The organism is Flavobacterium sp. ZT3R18 (genome assembly GCF_007097385.1).
Taxonomy (GTDB): domain Bacteria; phylum Bacteroidota; class Bacteroidia; order Flavobacteriales; family Flavobacteriaceae; genus Flavobacterium.
In genome coordinates this window covers 33,369-51,019 of record NZ_VJZS01000024.1, presented here as the reverse complement: position 1 = coordinate 51,019, position 17,651 = coordinate 33,369, and the positions used below count along the sequence as shown (strand labels likewise).

Annotated in this window: 16 protein-coding genes; 10 read left to right on the top strand and 6 right to left on the bottom strand. The window is 33.2% G+C overall.

Translation table 11 applies throughout. The features are described from left to right. Positions 1 to 216 precede the first annotated feature (216 nt). The 5 genes from FNW52_RS18175 to FNW52_RS18155 all read left to right on the top strand — a co-directional run bounded on the left by FNW52_RS18175 (position 217) and on the right by FNW52_RS18155 (position 9,285). Positions 217 to 4,554 carry a CheR family methyltransferase gene (locus FNW52_RS18175; RefSeq protein ID WP_143378908.1) on the top strand — a complete coding sequence of 1,446 codons (4,338 nt, stop codon included), beginning with the start codon at positions 217 to 219 and terminating at the stop codon, positions 4,552 to 4,554. A gap of 319 nt (positions 4,555 to 4,873) precedes the next feature. Then, entirely contained in the window at positions 4,874 to 5,431 is a 558-nt protein-coding gene (locus FNW52_RS18170; protein ID WP_143378923.1) for an AraC family transcriptional regulator, read from the top strand. Between the two features lie 47 nt (positions 5,432 to 5,478). Next, positions 5,479 to 8,433, top strand: a complete 2,955-nt coding sequence (locus FNW52_RS18165) for a PAS domain S-box protein (RefSeq protein WP_221933412.1) — start codon at positions 5,479 to 5,481, stop codon at positions 8,431 to 8,433. Beyond that, positions 8,430 to 8,864 carry a response regulator gene (locus FNW52_RS18160; RefSeq protein WP_143378907.1) on the top strand — a complete coding sequence of 145 codons (435 nt, stop codon included), beginning with the start codon at positions 8,430 to 8,432 and terminating at the stop codon, positions 8,862 to 8,864. Before FNW52_RS18165 ends, FNW52_RS18160 begins: the two co-directional genes overlap by 4 nt. 226 nt (positions 8,865 to 9,090) lie before the next feature. Then, positions 9,091 to 9,285 carry a hypothetical protein gene (locus FNW52_RS18155; RefSeq protein ID WP_143378906.1) on the top strand — a complete coding sequence of 65 codons (195 nt, stop codon included), beginning with the start codon at positions 9,091 to 9,093 and terminating at the stop codon, positions 9,283 to 9,285. A gap of 20 nt (positions 9,286 to 9,305) precedes the next feature. Here the strand turns inward: FNW52_RS18155 and FNW52_RS18150 are convergent, their stop codons facing one another. Together FNW52_RS18150 and FNW52_RS21200 are read right to left on the bottom strand one after the other, a co-directional pair. Next, positions 9,306 to 9,563, bottom strand: coding sequence for a 2,3-bisphosphoglycerate-dependent phosphoglycerate mutase (locus FNW52_RS18150; RefSeq protein ID WP_255515647.1), 258 nt, complete (start codon positions 9,561 to 9,563; stop codon positions 9,306 to 9,308). Then, entirely contained in the window at positions 9,536 to 9,676 is a 141-nt protein-coding gene (locus FNW52_RS21200) for a histidine phosphatase family protein (RefSeq protein ID WP_255515643.1), read from the bottom strand. The genes FNW52_RS18150 and FNW52_RS21200 overlap by 28 nt, the downstream gene beginning before the upstream one ends. 325 nt (positions 9,677 to 10,001) lie before the next feature. On the opposite strand from FNW52_RS21200, the gene FNW52_RS18145 reads away from it, so the two are divergent. The 5 genes from FNW52_RS18145 (at position 10,002) to FNW52_RS21255 (ending at position 14,220) form a co-directional block, all read left to right on the top strand. Further along, complete coding sequence (locus tag FNW52_RS18145; RefSeq protein ID WP_143378905.1) at positions 10,002 to 10,475, top strand: Dps family protein; 474 nt, start codon at positions 10,002 to 10,004, stop codon at positions 10,473 to 10,475. A 32-nt stretch (positions 10,476 to 10,507) separates the two neighbouring features. Continuing rightward, a complete protein-coding gene (locus tag FNW52_RS20910) occupies positions 10,508 to 10,681 on the top strand; it encodes a hypothetical protein (RefSeq protein WP_185966034.1) in 174 nt (57 codons plus the stop codon). 38 nt (positions 10,682 to 10,719) lie between these two features. Further along, positions 10,720 to 11,301: an NADPH-dependent FMN reductase gene (locus FNW52_RS18140; protein WP_143378904.1), complete on the top strand. Its 582-nt coding sequence runs from the start codon at positions 10,720 to 10,722 to the stop codon at positions 11,299 to 11,301. 112 nt (positions 11,302 to 11,413) lie between these two features. Continuing rightward, the gene (locus tag FNW52_RS18135) at positions 11,414 to 12,490 is read left to right on the top strand and encodes an AI-2E family transporter (protein ID WP_143378903.1); all 1,077 of its coding nucleotides are present in this window, start codon (positions 11,414 to 11,416) and stop codon (positions 12,488 to 12,490) included. 275 nt (positions 12,491 to 12,765) lie between these two features. Beyond that, complete coding sequence (locus FNW52_RS21255; protein WP_143378902.1) at positions 12,766 to 14,220, top strand: OmpA family protein; 1,455 nt, start codon at positions 12,766 to 12,768, stop codon at positions 14,218 to 14,220. Positions 14,221 to 14,626: 406 nt separating this feature from the next. On the opposite strand, the gene FNW52_RS18125 is transcribed toward FNW52_RS21255, so the two are convergent. From FNW52_RS18125 to FNW52_RS18110, 4 genes are all read right to left on the bottom strand, one after another. After that, positions 14,627 to 15,577: a hypothetical protein gene (locus FNW52_RS18125; RefSeq protein ID WP_143378901.1), complete on the bottom strand. Its 951-nt coding sequence runs from the start codon at positions 15,575 to 15,577 to the stop codon at positions 14,627 to 14,629. A 235-nt stretch (positions 15,578 to 15,812) separates the two neighbouring features. Beyond that, the gene (locus tag FNW52_RS18120) at positions 15,813 to 16,070 is read right to left on the bottom strand and encodes a hypothetical protein (protein WP_143378900.1); all 258 of its coding nucleotides are present in this window, start codon (positions 16,068 to 16,070) and stop codon (positions 15,813 to 15,815) included. Between the two features lie 218 nt (positions 16,071 to 16,288). Beyond that, positions 16,289 to 16,633, bottom strand: coding sequence for a hypothetical protein (locus tag FNW52_RS18115; RefSeq protein ID WP_143378899.1), 345 nt, complete (start codon positions 16,631 to 16,633; stop codon positions 16,289 to 16,291). Between the two features lie 225 nt (positions 16,634 to 16,858). Next, positions 16,859 to 17,632: a hypothetical protein gene (locus FNW52_RS18110; protein ID WP_143378898.1), complete on the bottom strand. Its 774-nt coding sequence runs from the start codon at positions 17,630 to 17,632 to the stop codon at positions 16,859 to 16,861. Positions 17,633 to 17,651 lie beyond the last annotated feature (19 nt).

The following is a 17,651-nucleotide window of genomic DNA, read 5'->3' as shown; positions in this document are numbered from 1 at the left end:
TCTTATATGGTAAACCTTTTTCGTATCCATAAGTTTAATCATTGTTTTTCAAGCAAATAACTCAACTGTTTTGTTGTAATTTCGAAAAAATAAGTTCTTTATTACTAGTTATTGGCTCTGATTATAACTACATTTGTTAGGGATAATCTCTATTTATGGGATGGATTATAGAGAATACTTCTTTTTAATGTAACTGTCCAAAGTAAATATTGGAAAATGAAATTAATTTCCTCCATAGACGGCAATAGTTTACTTAAACCACTACCCAACAACTTAGCAACAATAAAAGAAATCAAACCCTCAAAAACCCCTACAAAAACACTTCCGTTTTCAAAGAAGGAGTTGAAAAAAAAACCTTTTACTGTTGTAGCCATAGGTGCATCTGCTGGGGGGCTTGAAGCAGTAACGCAATTATTGAAAAACCTTTCTCCTACTACAGGTATGGCTTTTATATATGTCCAACACCTAAGTCCAGATCATAAAAGTTTACTCGATGTGCTTTTGTCTAAAGTGACTCAAATGGAGGTTCACTTGATTGACAATATGGAATTAATGAAACCCAATAACGTCTACGTGATTCCCAATAACAAAGAAATTGAAGTAACAGACGGGCACATCAAACTAATTCCCCGACCTAAAGACCGAACTTCAAACTCATCCATTGACCTGCTTTTTTCTTCTTTGGCCGTAACACACCAGGAAAATGTTATTGGTGTAATTTTATCGGGATCGGCCAATGATGGCACAAAAGGATTAAAAGAAATAAAACAGGCAGGTGGCATCACTTTTGCTCAAGACGAATCAGCCAAATTTACTAGTATGCCCAATTCTGCCATTGCAGCTGGGATTGTTGATTTTGTTTTATCTCCAAAAGAAATTGGAATAGAATTAACACGCATAAGTCAACAGCCATTACTAATCAATAAACCCCTAAAAAAAACAGTCGAAGCAACAATAGAAATCAGTAATCCAGAATTAAATAGGATTCTCCAGCTTTTACACAAAAGAAAAAATGTAGATTTCAGTCACTACAAGATGAATACTATAAAGAGGAGAATGCTTCGCAGAATGCTAGTTCATAAAATTAAAACTCTAAATGAATACGCCGAATTACTTTCAAATGAAAATAATGAAGTCGATTTACTGTATCAGGATTTGTTAATCAATGTAACTGACTTTTTTAGAGATACCGAGGCTTTTTTACATCTAAAAAATGTAATTCTCCCCAAACTACTCGAAACCAAAACAGCAGACCAAACACTCCGTCTATGGGTAGCGGCTTGTGCCACTGGCGAAGAAGTTTATTCTATCGCTATGTTATTGATCGAAATTCAAGAAAACAATTCTAATAGCATTCCTTTTCAAATTTTTGCTTCAGACCTCAGTGCAGATGCCATTCGGATTGCTCGCATTGGAGAATATTCGACTGCACAATTGGCAACCGTTTCTCCAGAACGACTACAGCGTTTCTTTGTGAAATCAAAAAACAATTACCGAATTTCTAAAGAGTTACGAGATGTATGTGTGTTTGCCAAACATAATATCTTGCGGGATCCTCCATTTTCAAGAATGGATTTTATCAGTTGCCGAAATATGCTAATTTATTTGGACACCACCGCTCAGAAAAAAGCCATTTCCACTTTTCATTACGCCCTAAACGATGGCGGCTGTTTGATGCTTGGAAAATCGGAAACCATTGGAACATCGGCACAACTTTTTACGATTCTCGATAAAAAATTTAAATTCTATTCCCGAAAAAAAAATTCAGGATTACGTACCATTCCAGACCTTACCTCACGAATTTCTCATTCTACCATGCCAGATAAAAATACAATACCGACCTCCTCTTTCAAAAAAGTACCTACATCCGTAAACGGTACTATGGGAATGGCTTTTGATACCGTGTTACTAGAACACCATGTACCTGCCAGTGTCATCATTAATTACGATTTAGAAATCCTTCAATTTCGAGGATCTACTTCCTTGTATTTGCAGCATTCTCCGGGGAAGGCTAGTTTTAATATCTTGAAAATGGCACATATCGAGATCACATTTGAGTTGCGAAACGCCATTCATCATGCCATTAAAACAAAACTACCCATTAAGAAAATGGGGATTGAAATGAATCGGAATCCAATAGACAACACCATTCAAATTGTAAACATTGAGGCGATTCCGCTTAATATTGAAGGAGAAGAACCTTTGTTGATTGTTATTTTCACTGGATACATACAACACGAAACGGAAGAAGAATCGATAAAAGGACAACAAAACAATACCATTGCAAAAGATCGCAGAATAAAAAAACTGGAAGAAGAACTTGCAGCAGCCCGAGCTGATATGGGCTCTATCACACATGACCAAGAAGCGGCCAACGAAGAATTGCAAAGTGCTAACGAAGAAATAGTATCGAGTAATGAAGAATTGCAAAGCTTAAATGAAGAACTGGAAACCTCCAAAGAAGAAATTGAATCGACCAATGAAGAATTGGTCAGCAGCAATCAAGAATTACATTCCAGAATTCAGCAAGTAGAAGAATTATACCATTATAACGAAGCCATACTCTCTACCGTTCATGAACCCGTGCTTATACTGGATAAAGACATTAAAATCAAATCGGCCAACAAATCCTTTTGCAAAACGTTTCATGTAACCGAAGAAGAATGCATTGGAAAATCATTGTATAGATTAGGGAATAACCAATGGAATATCCAGAGATTAAGAGAACTACTGGAGGAAATCGTTCCGAAAAACAACCGTTTTCATGATTTTGAAGTAGAGCATGTTTTTCCGGTTATTGGTAAAAAAATAATGCTGCTCAATGCCCACCGCATTATTCAGGCTCGTGAAAATGAAGAATTAATTGTCTTAACAATTATAGACATTACTGATGTTCGCCATTTGGCCATTGAACTCCAAGTAAAAGAGAAAAAAGTATTGGAAGTACAACTTCAAGTCGAGAAAAAAGCGCTTAAATCAATAGAAGACAGCAATAAACGCTATAACATGATGCTGATGCAATCGCCTTTCTCATTTGCCATATTAAAAGGAAAAGACATGATGATTGCCTTAGCCAATGACAGTATTAAAGAAATATGGGGAAAAGGCAGTAACATAGAGGGCAAACCACTAATTGCTGTTTTACCCGAATTAAAAGATGGCCCAATCCCTAAAATGCTCGAAGAGGTTTACACAACGGGTATTGCCCAAGAAGGATATGAACTCCTCGTCCCTTTGATGCGCAAAGGACAATTAGAAAATGTTTATTTTAATTTTGTTTATCAACCTTATCTTGATGCCGATGAAACCATTATAGGAGTTACCATTATTGCTTATGAAGTTACAGCACACATCCATCTAAAAGATGAATTAATTGAGGCTAAGCGTATTGCAGAACAAAATACAAAAATTGCCGAAAATGCCTTAAAGTCCAAACAACAATTTTTATCGAATATGAGTCATGAGATTAGGACTCCGATGAATGCTATAATAGGATTTACCAATGTGGCTTTAAAAACCGATTTGAGTAAAGAGCAAAAAGAATTTATTACAGCCATTAAATCTTCTGGAAATGCTTTGATTGTTTTAATAAATGACATTCTGGATCTTGCCAAAGTAGATGCTGGAAAAATGACATTCGACAAAAAAAACTTTAACATATTTGAATCCATTGCCGACATCTTTTATTTATTTGAATCTAAATGTGCTGAGAAAAATTTAAAACTAGAGCAACAATATGATACCCGGATTCCAGAATATATCGTTGGTGATTGCATGCGTTTGCGACAAATTATTTTGAATTTAATAAGTAATGCCATAAAATTTACTGAGGCAGGAAAAATAATATTGAGTGTTCAAATGTTAAACGAAGATTCTAAAAAAACTACATTAGAATTTACCCTAACCGATACAGGTATTGGAATTCCTAAAAATAAACTGGCACACATTTTTGATAATTTTGAACAAGCCTCTACCGATATTTCACGATTATATGGAGGAACTGGTTTAGGTCTTGCCATTGTTAAAAAACTGGTAGAACATCAAGGGGGTACATTAATCGTAAAAAGTGAAGAAGGGAAAGGATCTACATTTGGCTTTATCATGGATTTTGAAAAATTTGGCACTGAAACTCCTTCCGATATAGAAGCTATTTCTAATACAATAGAAGGAATCGAAAATGTAAAAGTTTTGGTGGCAGAAGATATTCCACTGAATCAACTTTTGATAAAAATCATTTTAGAGGAATTTGGTTTTCAATGCGACATCGCCGAAAACGGTAAAGTAGCCATAGAAAAACTAAAAGAAAATAGTTATGACATCGTTTTAATGGACATACTAATGCCCGAAATGAACGGATTTGAAGCTACTGATTATATTAGGAATACGATGAATTCTAAAATCCCTATCATAGCGCTTACTGCAGATGTGACCAAGGTAGATGTACAAAAATCAAAAACAGTAGGAATGAATGATTACATATCTAAGCCCATTGATGAAAATCTTTTGTATGCGAAAATCATTAAACAGCTTAAGAAATCGCTATCAAAAAAATAATTTAGTGATTAGTGAAAAGGGTTGTATTCTAAAATAAACAGTATTTAATTTTAACCATATAAGAAATATAAGGTCATTTAAGCTGGATAATAAAGTAATAACTTATCTGTTCTTATATTTCTTACATGGTAAAACTTTTGATCACAATCCATACCCTTCGGGAGTCGGGAGTGTTTTTTAAATTACTAATGAGTCAATATTCATAATCTGTGAATTATACAACAATTTAGGGAAGTTGTATAACATCGATTCTAAATATCTAGACGACCTTTACCGCATCCCTTAAATAGTAAACAACTTGAAATTATATATCAAATACATGGTTAGTAATCGCTGTAAAATGGCGGTGAAAGAAGAGTTGAAAAAACTTGGTCTACACTTTATTGTGGTTGATTTGGGCGAAGTAGAAATCATGGAAACTATTTCTATGTACCAAAGGGAACAACTGAAAATAGGCTTATTAGATTCGGGGCTCGAATTAATGGACGACAAAAGAGCCATGCTGATCGAGAAAATAAAAAATGTAATTATTGAAATGGTACATCATGCCGATGAAAACATAAAAATCAATTTTTCGGAATATTTGCATGAAAAATTAAATCATGATTATACCTATATGTCCAATCTTTTTTCGGAAGTGCAAGGCACCACAATCGAACAGTTTATCATTTCACATAAAACCGAAAGAATCAAAGAATTGATTATTTACGGAGAACTCAATATTACCGAAATTGCCTGGAAAATGGGATATAGCAGTGTAGCTCATTTATCGAGTCAGTTTAAGAAAGTTACAGGCTTATCTCCTACTCACTTTAAACAGTTAAAAGATAAAAGACGAAGTCCTATTGAAGAAATTGGGAATTTGATGACACCATAGTTTGAAAAATCCAATTATAAATTAAACAAGAAAAACCAAATCTCTCCATGCAAGAATCACAATACGCCCGTAGTTTAATAGAAGCCAGTTTGGATCCTTTGGTAACCATAAGTACCGAAGGGAAAATTATGGATATGAATCAGGCGTTGACCCATATTACAGGAATATCAAGAGAAGAATTGACTGGAACTTATTTTAAAGATTATTTTACCGAACCCAACAAAGCTCATGATGTTTATCAAGAGGTATTTGCCAAAAGCTCCGTTTCAGATTCCCCGCTTACCCTTCGCCATAAAAACGGAAAACTAACCGAAGTATTATTTAATGGTTCTGTATATCGAGACAATCGCGGCAATATAAAAGGGGTAGTTATTGTTGCCAGAGATATCGCCGAACAAAAATGGGCGCTGGAATTGCGAATTGCCAACAAAGAATTGGCTTTTCAAAATGATGAAAAAGAAAAACGTGCCGATGAATTGGGCATTGCCAACAAGGAATTGGCATACCAAAATGAAGAAAAAGAAAAACGTGCAGCCGAATTAGGCATCGCCAACAAAGAATTGGCATACCAAAATGACGAGAAAGAAAAACGAGCCGATGAATTGGGAATTGCCAATAAGGAATTGGCTTTTCAGAACAAAGAAAAAGAGAAACGAGCTGCTGAATTATTGATTGCCAACAAAGAATTGGCCTATCAAAACGATGAGAAAGAAAATAGAGCCGCAGAGTTGGTTATTGCCAATGAAGAACTGGCGTATCAAAATAAAGTCAAAGAAAAAAGAGCGGCTGAGTTAGTGATTGCCAATAAAGAATTGGCTTTTCAAAATGATGAAAAAGAGAAAAGAGCCGACGAATTACACATTGCCAATAAAGAACTTATTTTTCAAACAGGTGAGAAAGAAAATAGGGCTGCCGAACTCGTAATTGCCGATATAGAACTTGAATTTCAAAACAAAGAGAAAGAGAAACGAGAGATTGCCAACAAAGAATTAGAAGCCCACAGTTATTCGCTTAAATTGGCTTCCCAATATTCTTTGAGTTTGATTGAAGCCAGTCGAGATCCATTATTCACCATATCTCCCAACGGAAAAATTACGGATACCAATGAAGCAACAGCATTGGTTACAGGCGTTTCTAGAGACCAATTAATAGGTTCCGATTTTTTTGATTATTTTACAGAACCCCAAAAAGCACGAGAAGGATATAAAAAAGTTTTTTCTAAAGGCTTTGTTGTCGATTATCCGCTTACGATTATGGACGGTAAATTTACCGATGTTTTGTTTAACGGTTCCGTTTACAAAGATGACAGAGGAAATGTAGTAGGAGCTGTTGTGGTAGCCAGAGACATTACAGAACAGAAAAGAATTGCTACAGAACTATTAGAAGCCAAGGTTTTTGCAGAACTAGCAACAACACTGGCCGAAGAAGCCAAAAGCAAAGCAGAACTGGCCACAGAAATAGCAGTAAATGCAGTAAAAGCAAAACAGCAATTTTTGTCGAACATGAGTCATGAGATTCGGACCCCGATGAATGCCATCATTGGTTTTACAAAAGTGGTCTTGAAAACTGAATTAACAGCCAAGCAAAAAGAATATTTGATGGCCATTAAAATGAGTGGCGACGCTCTAATTGTTCTTATAAATGACATTTTGGATTTAGCAAAAGTAGATGCCGGAAAAATGACATTTGAGCAAACTCCTTTCAAAATAAAAAAATCATTGTCGTCAATGCTTCATTTATTTGAAACCAAAATTCAGGAAAAAAATTTAAAATTAGTATCCGAATACGACGATAAAATTCCAGAGGTTTTGCTAGGAGATTCAGTCCGTTTGCACCAAATTATTTTAAATTTGGTAAGCAATGCAGTGAAATTTACGAACAAAGGAATCATCACAGTAAGTGTTCATTTAATGTTTGAAGATGATGAAAAAGTAATCATCGAATTTGCTGTTAATGATACAGGGATAGGGATCTCAGAAAATAAAATAGAAAGTATTTTTGAAAATTTTCAACAAGCATCAAGTGATACTTCTCGATTATATGGTGGAACTGGACTTGGACTTGCCATTGTAAAACAATTGGTAGAATCCCAAGGAGGAAGCATTAGGGTTCGAAGTAAAATAAACGAATATTCCCGTTTTAGTTTTACTTTACCTTTTCTAAAAACAAAAGCAGATGCAGCACTAGAAAATGAAATAATGGAATTAGATAATGAAATTAAGGGGATCAGAGTATTGGTGGTCGAAGATATGGCCCTCAATCAATTATTGATGAAAACAGTATTGGATGATTTTGGTTTTGAACGTGATATTGCCGAAAACGGAAAAATTGCCATCGAAAAGCTCCAAGCAAATCAATACGACGTTGTTTTGATGGACTTGCAAATGCCCGAAATGAACGGCTTTGAAGCCACAGAATACATTAGAGAAACGTTGAAATCTACTATTCCAATTATTGCTTTAACGGCGGATGTAACTACAGTAGATTTGGCTAAATGCAAAGCAGTAGGCATGAACGATTACATTGCAAAACCTATTGATGAAAGAGTATTGTATAGCAAAATTGTGGGGTTAATAAAAAAACCCATAAACTCAAAATTAAATAAAAATAGCACTTCAGAAGGTATTGAGGGTGAAAAAGTAAAATATATAAACCTTGATTACTTGAACCACCGCACCAAATCCAATCCTAAATTGATGATCGAAATGATTGACTTGTATCTAGAACAAACACCTCAACTAATCAATACCTTAAAACAAAGCTTGATTGATAAAGACTGGGATTTATTACATGCAGCCATTCATAAAATAATCCCTTCTTTTTCAATTGTGGGAATTCATTCCGATTTTGAAAACATGGCCAAAAAGATTCAGGAATTTGTAATCATACAGTCGCAAAATAATGAAATGGAAAAGATGATTTTTCAACTTGAAAACGTGTGCATGCAAGCCTGTAAAGAATTAGAAGTAGAGTTACAAACATTAAAAAACACCTTAAAATGAATACCTCAAATAAAATAAAACTATTCTTAGTAGATGATGACGCCCTATTCTTGAAATCTTTGGAAATAGAGTTTATGGATCATGCTGATTTTGAGATCGAAACCTACTCTACCGGAGAACTTTGCTTGGCCAATCTATCCAACAATCCCGATGTAATTATTTTGGATTATCACCTCGATGGTATTGATAAAGAAGCTATTAACGGTATTGACACCCTGGATAAAATAAAAGCGTTCAATCCTGAAATTGCTGTCATTATGCTGTCTTCTCAGGACAAAATCGAGGTTGCTATAGAATGCATGCACCATCAAGCTTTTGATTATGTGGTAAAAAGCGAAACGGCATTTGTTCGTTTGCAAAAAATAATATCGTCTCTATTTGAATTCAAAAAAATAAAAAAAGAATTGAATTGGTATATGGAGAGAATGTAAAGCAAGCTCCATAATAGCATTATAAATTTTACAACTATTAAGGTCGCAGTTTTCAGTCGCAGTCACAGCCACAGTTTTTAGAGTTGTCTATAAACGTTGTAATTCGTTTTCTCAACAATATTTATAAAAAAGCGGGGCTGTTTTAGAACTATTGTTAAAATCAGCACTTTTTATAGACTAAAAACTGGAAACTAGTTGAATTACTAAATTTTAAAAAATAAAAATCATGAATATCAAACGAATTTTTGGTGCATTATTAACGGCTCTCGGAATTGGAGGTCTGATTTACGATGCGGTTATATTTACAAATACTTCCGGCAGCGACAGAGACATTAGAGCGTTAGTTATTTATGGGGTTTTGGGTACTGTTTTCTTTATTGCAGGAATTAGTTTGATACGAACTACAAAAGATGAATCTTAGTTTTATGGATACAAACTTGTTTACAAATAATTCACGCTCTTTATATTTAGATTAGAGTCGAAAACATAAAGTCTTGGAGAAGCAGTAGGAATTTCAAAACCGACGATTTCTTTTTTACCAATCCCTTCCAAATACATGATCAAAGCTCTTAGGCTATTGCCGTGAGCTACTACCAAAATATTTTGTCCTACTTTTAGTTTTGGTTCTATCTCCTTTTTATAATAAGGAACAACTCTATTGTAAGTATCGGCTAAGCTTTCTCCATTTGGTGGCCGAATAGCGTAGCTTCTTCTTTCCCAAACGAAGTAAGTGCCACATCTGTATTCCCTGTAAAACGATTTTCTAAATTATAGGTCGACTGTCCGTGTCGAATAAGTGTCAATACTACCATACTTAGTTTTTTTGCATTTTTTCTACTAAAACACTGGGGATTTTGAGCTATAATCCCGCACTCTAATATCGGTAAAATTGAGAGATAAAAGAACCATATTCTAATAAAAAACAAATTACATTTCGATTAAATTTCAATAAATTCAGATTATAAAACACTGACTTTAAATAGCATACAAAATAAACATCTGTAAATTCTGCAACTATTTTCAAAAGTTATACAACAACAATACCCCCTTAAGTTCCCAACTTTGCATTCTAAAGATTTCTGAATTTGAATAATCAAAACCAGAAAATCAAACTAACAATTGTTAAAACAAGAAAATATGGAACCTCAAATTGGAATCAGTAAACAAAATTTACAAAAAAGCATTGCATTTCTATCTACTATTTTGGCCGATGAAATGGCTTTGTACATTAAAATTAGAAAATTTCATTGGAATGTATCGGGCAATAGTTTTATGGAATTGCATAAATTATTCGAAAGTCAATACAAACAATTGGAAGCATCTATCGATGAAATTGCAGAACGCATCAGCAAATTGGGTGGAAAAACAATTGGTACGATGAAAGAGTTTTCGGAACTCACAAGAATTAAGGAAAACCCAAATAAGTATCCTATACAAAAAGACATGATTCTAGAACTCTTAGAGGATCAAGAAACTGTTATCGTTCAATTGCGAGAAGACATTAAGGTGTGTTCCGAAGAAAATAGAGATGCTGGTACCGCCGATTTTATGACTGGATTAATGGAAGAACATGAAACAATGGCTTGGATACTGAGGAGGTATCTGAGTTAAATCCAGAAAACAAAACTTATAAAACTAAAAAGATGTATAAAATAGAACAAGAATTGGCATACAATTCAAGAAGTTATTGCAAAGTGGGTAAAATAATATCCCCAAAAAACGAGACTGGCGATTCAAGAATTATTCCTATTGATTTTACATCAGAGGCTTTTAAAAAATCTAATATTGCCATTACAGCAAAAGTAAGAAATCTATAGCCTGTTATTTATTATTATAATTTAAAAAAACAAACGCTATGTATCATATTTCAATTATTTCATCTAGTATAAGAATGGGCCGAAAAAGCCACAATGTTGCATTGTACTTGCAAAAGTATGTGAGTGAAAATAAATTGGCCACAGTCGAAATACTAGATTTGAAAAGTTATAATTTCCCTGTTTTTGAAGAGCGATTGCAATTTCAAACAAAACCTACAACTTCTGTACTTGAATTTGCAGATAAAATCAAAACATCCGATGGGATTATTATTGTTACACCCGAATATAATGGTGGTTTTCCCGCCAGTTTAAAAAATGTCATTGATCTTTTGTATGCCGAGTGGGAACACAAACCTATTGGAATTTCAACTGTTTCGGCTGGAGGATATGCAGGATCACAAGCTTTAATTTTTTTACAATTTGTGCTTTGGAAAATAAAAGCCTTTACTATTCCTGCTTATTTGCCAATTGCAAAAGTACAAGAGGAATTTGACGATTTAGGAAATGCTGTCCATAAAGCAGAAACGGATAAACTGGCTTCAGTTTTTGTAAAAGAACTGCTCTGGTCCATAAAATTGATAAAAAAAGAATCATATCCATCGGATGTGATTAGTTTTTAAAGAGGAAAACTCAGTTCGAGTATTTTTTTGCTTGAACTTTCCACAAGAGAACACTCGAATTGATATACAGTAATTGCATACTACACAATTTTTTAAATAAAAGGCAAAAAAAATGACTACCTCAACAACTGCTGTCATAAAGAAATTACTTTTGTTTTTTCTTATATTTGCTGGATTATATTACGGCAAAGTATTCATTATGCCTTTTGTAATTGGAGGGATTTTGGCTATGCTATTTTTGCCATTTTGCAATTGGATGGAAAAAAAGAAAATTCCAAAAGGAATAGCTGTGTTTCTTTGTCTTCTTACATTATTGCTTTTTGTATTAGGCTTAGTTGCAATCCTAAGTTGGAAAATCTCCGAAGTAATGAACGACATCTCTCTCTTAAAAGATAAAACTATTGAGACTGTCGCCTACATTCAGAAATACATTTTCAATCATTTTAATATTTCGATAGAAGAACAATTCAAAATCTTCAAAGAAGAGAAGCCTTCCTATTCCAGTATGATGCAAATCCTATTGAGCTCACTTGCCGCGATATTGACCAATCTTATTTTGGTCACAGCTTATTTTTTGTTTTTATTGTGTTATCGTTCCCATATCAAACAGTTTATTCTAAAACTTACTGCCGAAACACAACAAAAGGAAATGGAACAAATAATACACAAAGTGGCAAATATATCCCAACAGTATTTGGTGGGGCTTTCAAAAATGATTGTTTGTCTGTGGATTATGTATTATATTGGTTTTAGTTTCATTGGATTAGAGAATGCATTCTTTTTTGCCATTTTCTGTGGTTTTCTTGAGATAGTTCCTTTTGTTGGAAACATTACCGGAACAGCCCTTACTGTTTTAATAGCCGCAATGCATGGAGGCAATCTTGTCCTTCTAGGTGGCATTGCAATTACGTATGGAATTGTACAATTTATACAAGGCTGGTTAATTGAACCCTTGATGTTGGGACCTCAAGTCAAAATAAACCCATTGTTTACTATTATTGCATTGGTATTGGGCGAACTCCTGTGGGGAATACCTGGAATTATTTTGGCGATCCCACTTACTGCCATGCTCAAAATTATTTGTGATCACATCGAACCATTGAAACCTTATGGCTTTTTGATTGGCGAAATTGAACTCAAAAAAACTGCAAATTTTAGCTTCTTCAAAAAAATAAAAGGTTTATTATAATCTTTTAGACTGCCCCTCTTTCTAAAACCCTTTAAAAATACCTCTAGAACATATTATAACGTTAACGTAGCTATAAAACTGACGCCGTAAGTCTCAGCTAATTATAGCCTCCCCTTCCTATCACAAATATATCATTACCAATACAATATCGTCAAATACAGATAATTATTCAATCTGTAAATCTGTAAATGATACAACTATTAACAAAAGTTTTGTAACTCCAAAACTCGATATGTTAATGACCTTTGACGTAAATAATTAAACAAAGACACAAAATGAAAAAATTACTATTCTTATGTACGTGCCTAGCATTTACATATATTACGAATGCACAAACCGAAGATCGAAAATGGAATATTGGAATATCTGGTGGTGCAACACAGTATAACGGAGATCTAGGAAATGATTTTTATAAAACCGATATGACGTTTTATGGAGTTGGAGGTTTATCTGTTTCGAGATATTTAGGGAAATATTTTGATTTGAACTTAGCTGCAAATAAAGGAACTGTAGCTTACAACCGTGCGGATGGTTACTTTAACAGTGAGTTTTCATCCCTTGCACTGAATTTAAAAATTAACCTTTTAAATCCAGATTACGTGGTAAGACCCTATGTATTTGGAGGTTTAGGGGTTATGCTTTTTGACAAAAAACTGGATGTCGATAGTAAAAAGATTGATTATCTACTTCCAACAGCGGGTGGAGGATTAACCTTTAGACTGAGTCCTATTGTGATGCTTAATGTTCAAGAAACCTTTATGTTTACTGATGGAGACAATAGAGATGGAGTTTCTGGAGGAAGTAAAGATTTGTTTTTAATGCACACTGTGGGATTGTCTTTTAACTTAGGTGAAAAAAAAGATGCCGATAATGATGGTGTTTCAGATAGAAATGACAAATGTCCTGACACTCCAGCAGGTATAGTTGTAGAAAAAAATGGTTGTCCGCTGGATAAAGACAACGATGGTGTTGCCGACTATCTAGACGAATGTCCAGATGTTGCTGGATCAGCAGCCTTGAATGGTTGTCCTGATCGTGATAAAGATGGTGTAGCCGATGGCAATGACCGTTGCCCTGATGCTGCTGGATCAGCAGCCTTAAAAGGGTGTCCCGATGCAGATAATGATGGTGTTGCTGACATCGATGATAAATGCCCAAATACAACCGCTGGAAACAAAGTAGATGCCTTTGGATGTCCTTTGGATAATGATAAAGATGGTGTTGTAAACAGTGAGGATCGTTGTCCTGATGCTGCTGGGCCAGTCGCACTAAAAGGTTGTCCTGACACCGATGGTGACGGTGTTCCTGATATTGATGACCGTTGTCCTACCGTAAAAGGAAATATTATAAACAAAGGATGTCCTGATATTGCACCCAAAGATGTCAAAAGAATTGCCTATATCGCGGGTAAAATTTTCTTCGAAAATGCTAGCGCTAAGTTAAAAACATCTTCTTATGTTGAACTAAATGAGTTGGTTTTAATCTTAAACCGTTATGATGGTACCCATTTGCAAATCGAAGGACATACGGATAGTAATGGTAGTGATGCATACAATATCACATTATCACAGCAACGTATGGAATCTGTAAAACAATATTTAGTAAGCAAAGGTATCACCGAAACTAGATTGCTTGCTTTAGGATTTGGAGAAGGTAAACCAATAGCAACTAACAAAACTGCTTTAGGTCGTGCCAAAAATAGAAGAGTTGAGTTAAAAACAACATACTAAAGTTTTTTGAATGGTTTTGAATGGTTTTTCCCTAAAGAGGTTGTTGCAAAACAGCCTCTTTTTTTTTGGCGGGGGGAACAAGACACTATCATTTACTTAATTTAACTACAGTAAATATGACAAAAGGTCTCCCGACTTTTTCCGTGATTTTTTTTAGAACTACATGATTTTCAAAAGTTATAAAAAACTATAAAGTAACACACCTGCCAATGTGTAGCTTTTTTACTTCTATTTAAAGTAAGTGCGTTTCGATTTATAAGCAAACATGTTGAATTTCTAAGATATTTACGGAAAAAGTCGGGAGACTTCTATTAAATTTATGCCTTTCAAGAACATTTTAAAAAAGGCGCAAAAGTCTGAAGACTCATTGCGCAGCGGGATATTTTAAATAGATTAATCCGAAAATTCAGTGTAATTCTTTTTTAGTTAGAACTAAAATTTTAAGAATTTCATCAATGTTTTTCGGTTTTTCGTCAACACTCACAAATTTTAATTTAGATTGATATTTAGTGTAATAGTATGTAGTTGCATTAGAGAAGTTCTCTCTAGTTCCTATAATGGAATCAAATAAAGTTTTCTTGTTTTTATATAAATATTCATTATCTGAGGTTCTTTCATTGATTGACCTATTGATAGTGTATATTATGTGTTTATTGTTTTGTTTGGAAATTTTTTTATTAAAACTATTTTCTCCTGAGACACTTTGTAAAACTCCATTTTTATGATACTTATAATTAATTTTATAAGTAAAAAACTGGTCATCTGTTTGAAAATTTCTATTCTTAATTTCCGCTTTAATAATCCTGAATTTGTTGTTTTCTTTCTGATTTCTCCAATTTTTATTTAAAGGCTGTAATGCTTGAGAATAATCACCATAATCATCTTTTAAAAAGAAAGCCAAATCTAGTATTGATTTTTCTTCAAAAATTTTTTGTTTTAAAAAATTGTAATATTCATTATTTACTGTATAAGTATCATTATTAATGATAATATTATTTTGATTAGCAAATGTAACTTTTACATCATCTTGTTCTGAGCAATAAAAAGTTATTGATTGGTTATTACTTTTTTTAGACCAAAATGACAATTTTTCAGGTTTTTCATTTAAATCTTCTTTTAGTTTATAAATTGTTATAGTATCTTTTTTTTTAGGAAATATACCTATAAAATTTGTTATACTGGGACCATTACCCATAACAAAATCCGGTTTGTCCGTTCCATTCTCACTTTCTGATGATTTATCAATATATTTATCTTGAACGAAAGCTACAACAAATTGGGTTTCTTTTTTTTGTTGATTATTGTAAAAAGGAAAAAATAAATAACCCAAAAGGATTGTAATGTATATATATTTCATTGTTATTTTACGGGTGTTTCGCTAGTTAATCTTGTTTTTGTTCTTTTCCAGAAAATACTTTTCCCTGCATTTACTGTTCCTGAAATGCCATAAGTTTGTTTTACACCAGTTTCATAATAAAAACTGCCGGATTTCCAATATTCTTGATTTTCAAAATCAGCGGCTGGAGTTCACTATAATACCAAATACATTTTTTTACTTTACGTACACTAGCAAAAGTGAGATTCTTGCTCTATCATTGATAAGGCAACCATTCTCTATACTCAAATTTTTCGTGATTTTCAATTTTTCCTGAACTCGTATTCAAAGTCTTCGTAAAACTTAATCTTCCTTGGTTATCGTACTGATAATATTTCTTATATTTTATCCGTTTCCCACTTGGTTTATCAATAAAGTCAACATCCATTTCTTTTAAAAAATTATCAACAACATGTAATTTCATTTCTCTTATAGTAGTTCCATATACAAAAGGAGAAAATCTAGCATTTGACACACCTACATCTAATTTAAACCTTAAATTAGATGCTGATTTTAATTTTTTATCAGTCTTATAAGTTTTTATTCTAGTTAGTTATATTTTGGTTTGATTTTAGCCTTAGTATTTTGGCAAACTAACCTACAACTAGTTTACACCAGCCATAAAATAGCTTAAAATAATCAATCCAAATCAGGTTGACTATAGAATATAACGCAATTATCATCTTATTTTACTCATAATTCTACAGTAAATTTATGTTTCAAAAAATCATAAATATGAGTTTGTCCATCTTCATAAAATGTTTTTTCAGCTAGTTCTTGTACGTCCTTTGTAGATAAATAAGCCATTATTTTACCGTCCTTAAAATTTATAGTTTCTCCTATTTGAGACAATTCAAATATCTCGAAATTAACCCTAGCAGTAACAGAGTAATTGAATGTTTTATTCCCGTTTGAATCGCTGAAACTTATTCTGTTTTGCTCTTTATTGCAAGTGTATAATGCTCTATTTTTTTTATTATGGAGCATTAAGGTTACATCATTGTCTATAATTGTTATTTCTGAGGTTGTTTTAACCATATTTTTTTTAATTTATACCGAATATGTATTCAATTCGTAAATGTGATTTCTTGTTTTAAATTCCATAAGAATAGCTACTATTTTTTGTTCAGTTTTAGCTCTTCGTGAAATTCTTCTTGATATTTTAACCACTGGTCATAAGTATAGCTTTTGCCTTTGTAAGTTTGATAGATTTTACTTAAAGTTCTATCTTCCCTTACTATTCTATATTTAGTATCCTAAAAATCAGTGCGTACCACATACGACCATAGGTTCACCTTCATGTTCTATCTGATGTAATATTTCGCCTGTTTTAGCATCCAGTTTTATGACTTCCCAAGTAGATTTACCAGTTAATTTTCTTGTGTCTATGAATACTTCCCAATATTTTCTGTGATCTTCGCTTTCCTTTCTTATTCCAGTATCCCAATTGCACTCTTTATGTTTTATCGAACAGCCTCTATTTACAAGATACTGTAACACATCCTCAAAAGAAAAATCCCAGCCCAAATCATGGTCAACCACTTTCTCAAGTTTCCCTTTTTGATTAAAACGATATTCTTTGCCTAATATTAAATGATAATTATTTATAAAAATATACTTTGCTTTAATAAAACCGTTTTTGTAATATGATTTATTTATTGTGTAGATAAAATCGCTTCTTGTATATGAAAGGTCAAAACCTCCTAGTGAAGCTCCTCCTAAAGTAGTATGTTTTGTAGAACTTTTACTGAATAAAGCTCCTCCTAAAGTAGTATATCCTGTAGAATCTCTTTTACTATAGGAGTAATTATCATATACAATTCCTTTATAGCGCGTATTTCCTTTTTCTTTTGTTATAACCAATCCGTTTTTAAAATCATCTAAATTTAATTTTTCAAAAGAACCATTAAGTTGCGGTCTGTTTTTTACATTCAATTTTTGTTTTAAAGTATCTGTTTTCTGTTTTACATCTTGTGCCAAACAACTGTTTAAGTTTAACAAAAGGAACGTAATAATTATAATATAACTTGTTTTCATAGTGCAGGTGTGTGTTTAG

Bases quoted from the DNA above. Each gene is read 5' to 3' on its own strand.
- FNW52_RS18145 (WP_143378905.1), top strand. From the start codon at position 10,002: ATGGAACCTCAAATTGGAATCAGTAAACAAAATTTACAAAAAAGCATT.
- FNW52_RS18160 (WP_143378907.1), top strand. From the start codon at position 8,430: ATGAATACCTCAAATAAAATAAAACTATTCTTAGTAGATGATGACGCC.
- FNW52_RS18165 (WP_221933412.1), top strand. From the start codon at position 5,479: ATGCAAGAATCACAATACGCCCGTAGTTTAATAGAAGCCAGTTTGGAT.
- FNW52_RS18125 (WP_143378901.1), bottom strand. From the start codon at position 15,577: ATGAAATATATATACATTACAATCCTTTTGGGTTATTTATTTTTTCCT.
- FNW52_RS20910 (WP_185966034.1), top strand. From the start codon at position 10,508: ATGTATAAAATAGAACAAGAATTGGCATACAATTCAAGAAGTTATTGC.
- FNW52_RS18135 (WP_143378903.1), top strand. From the start codon at position 11,414: ATGACTACCTCAACAACTGCTGTCATAAAGAAATTACTTTTGTTTTTT.
- FNW52_RS18140 (WP_143378904.1), top strand. From the start codon at position 10,720: ATGTATCATATTTCAATTATTTCATCTAGTATAAGAATGGGCCGAAAA.
- FNW52_RS21255 (WP_143378902.1), top strand. From the start codon at position 12,766: ATGAAAAAATTACTATTCTTATGTACGTGCCTAGCATTTACATATATT.
- FNW52_RS18115 (WP_143378899.1), bottom strand. From the start codon at position 16,633: ATGGTTAAAACAACCTCAGAAATAACAATTATAGACAATGATGTAACC.
- FNW52_RS18170 (WP_143378923.1), top strand. From the start codon at position 4,874: ATGGTTAGTAATCGCTGTAAAATGGCGGTGAAAGAAGAGTTGAAAAAA.
- FNW52_RS18110 (WP_143378898.1), bottom strand. From the start codon at position 17,632: ATGAAAACAAGTTATATTATAATTATTACGTTCCTTTTGTTAAACTTA.
- FNW52_RS21200 (WP_255515643.1), bottom strand. From the start codon at position 9,676: ATGGTAGTATTGACACTTATTCGACACGGACAGTCGACCTATAATTTA.
- FNW52_RS18155 (WP_143378906.1), top strand. From the start codon at position 9,091: ATGAATATCAAACGAATTTTTGGTGCATTATTAACGGCTCTCGGAATT.
- FNW52_RS18175 (WP_143378908.1), top strand. From the start codon at position 217: ATGAAATTAATTTCCTCCATAGACGGCAATAGTTTACTTAAACCACTA.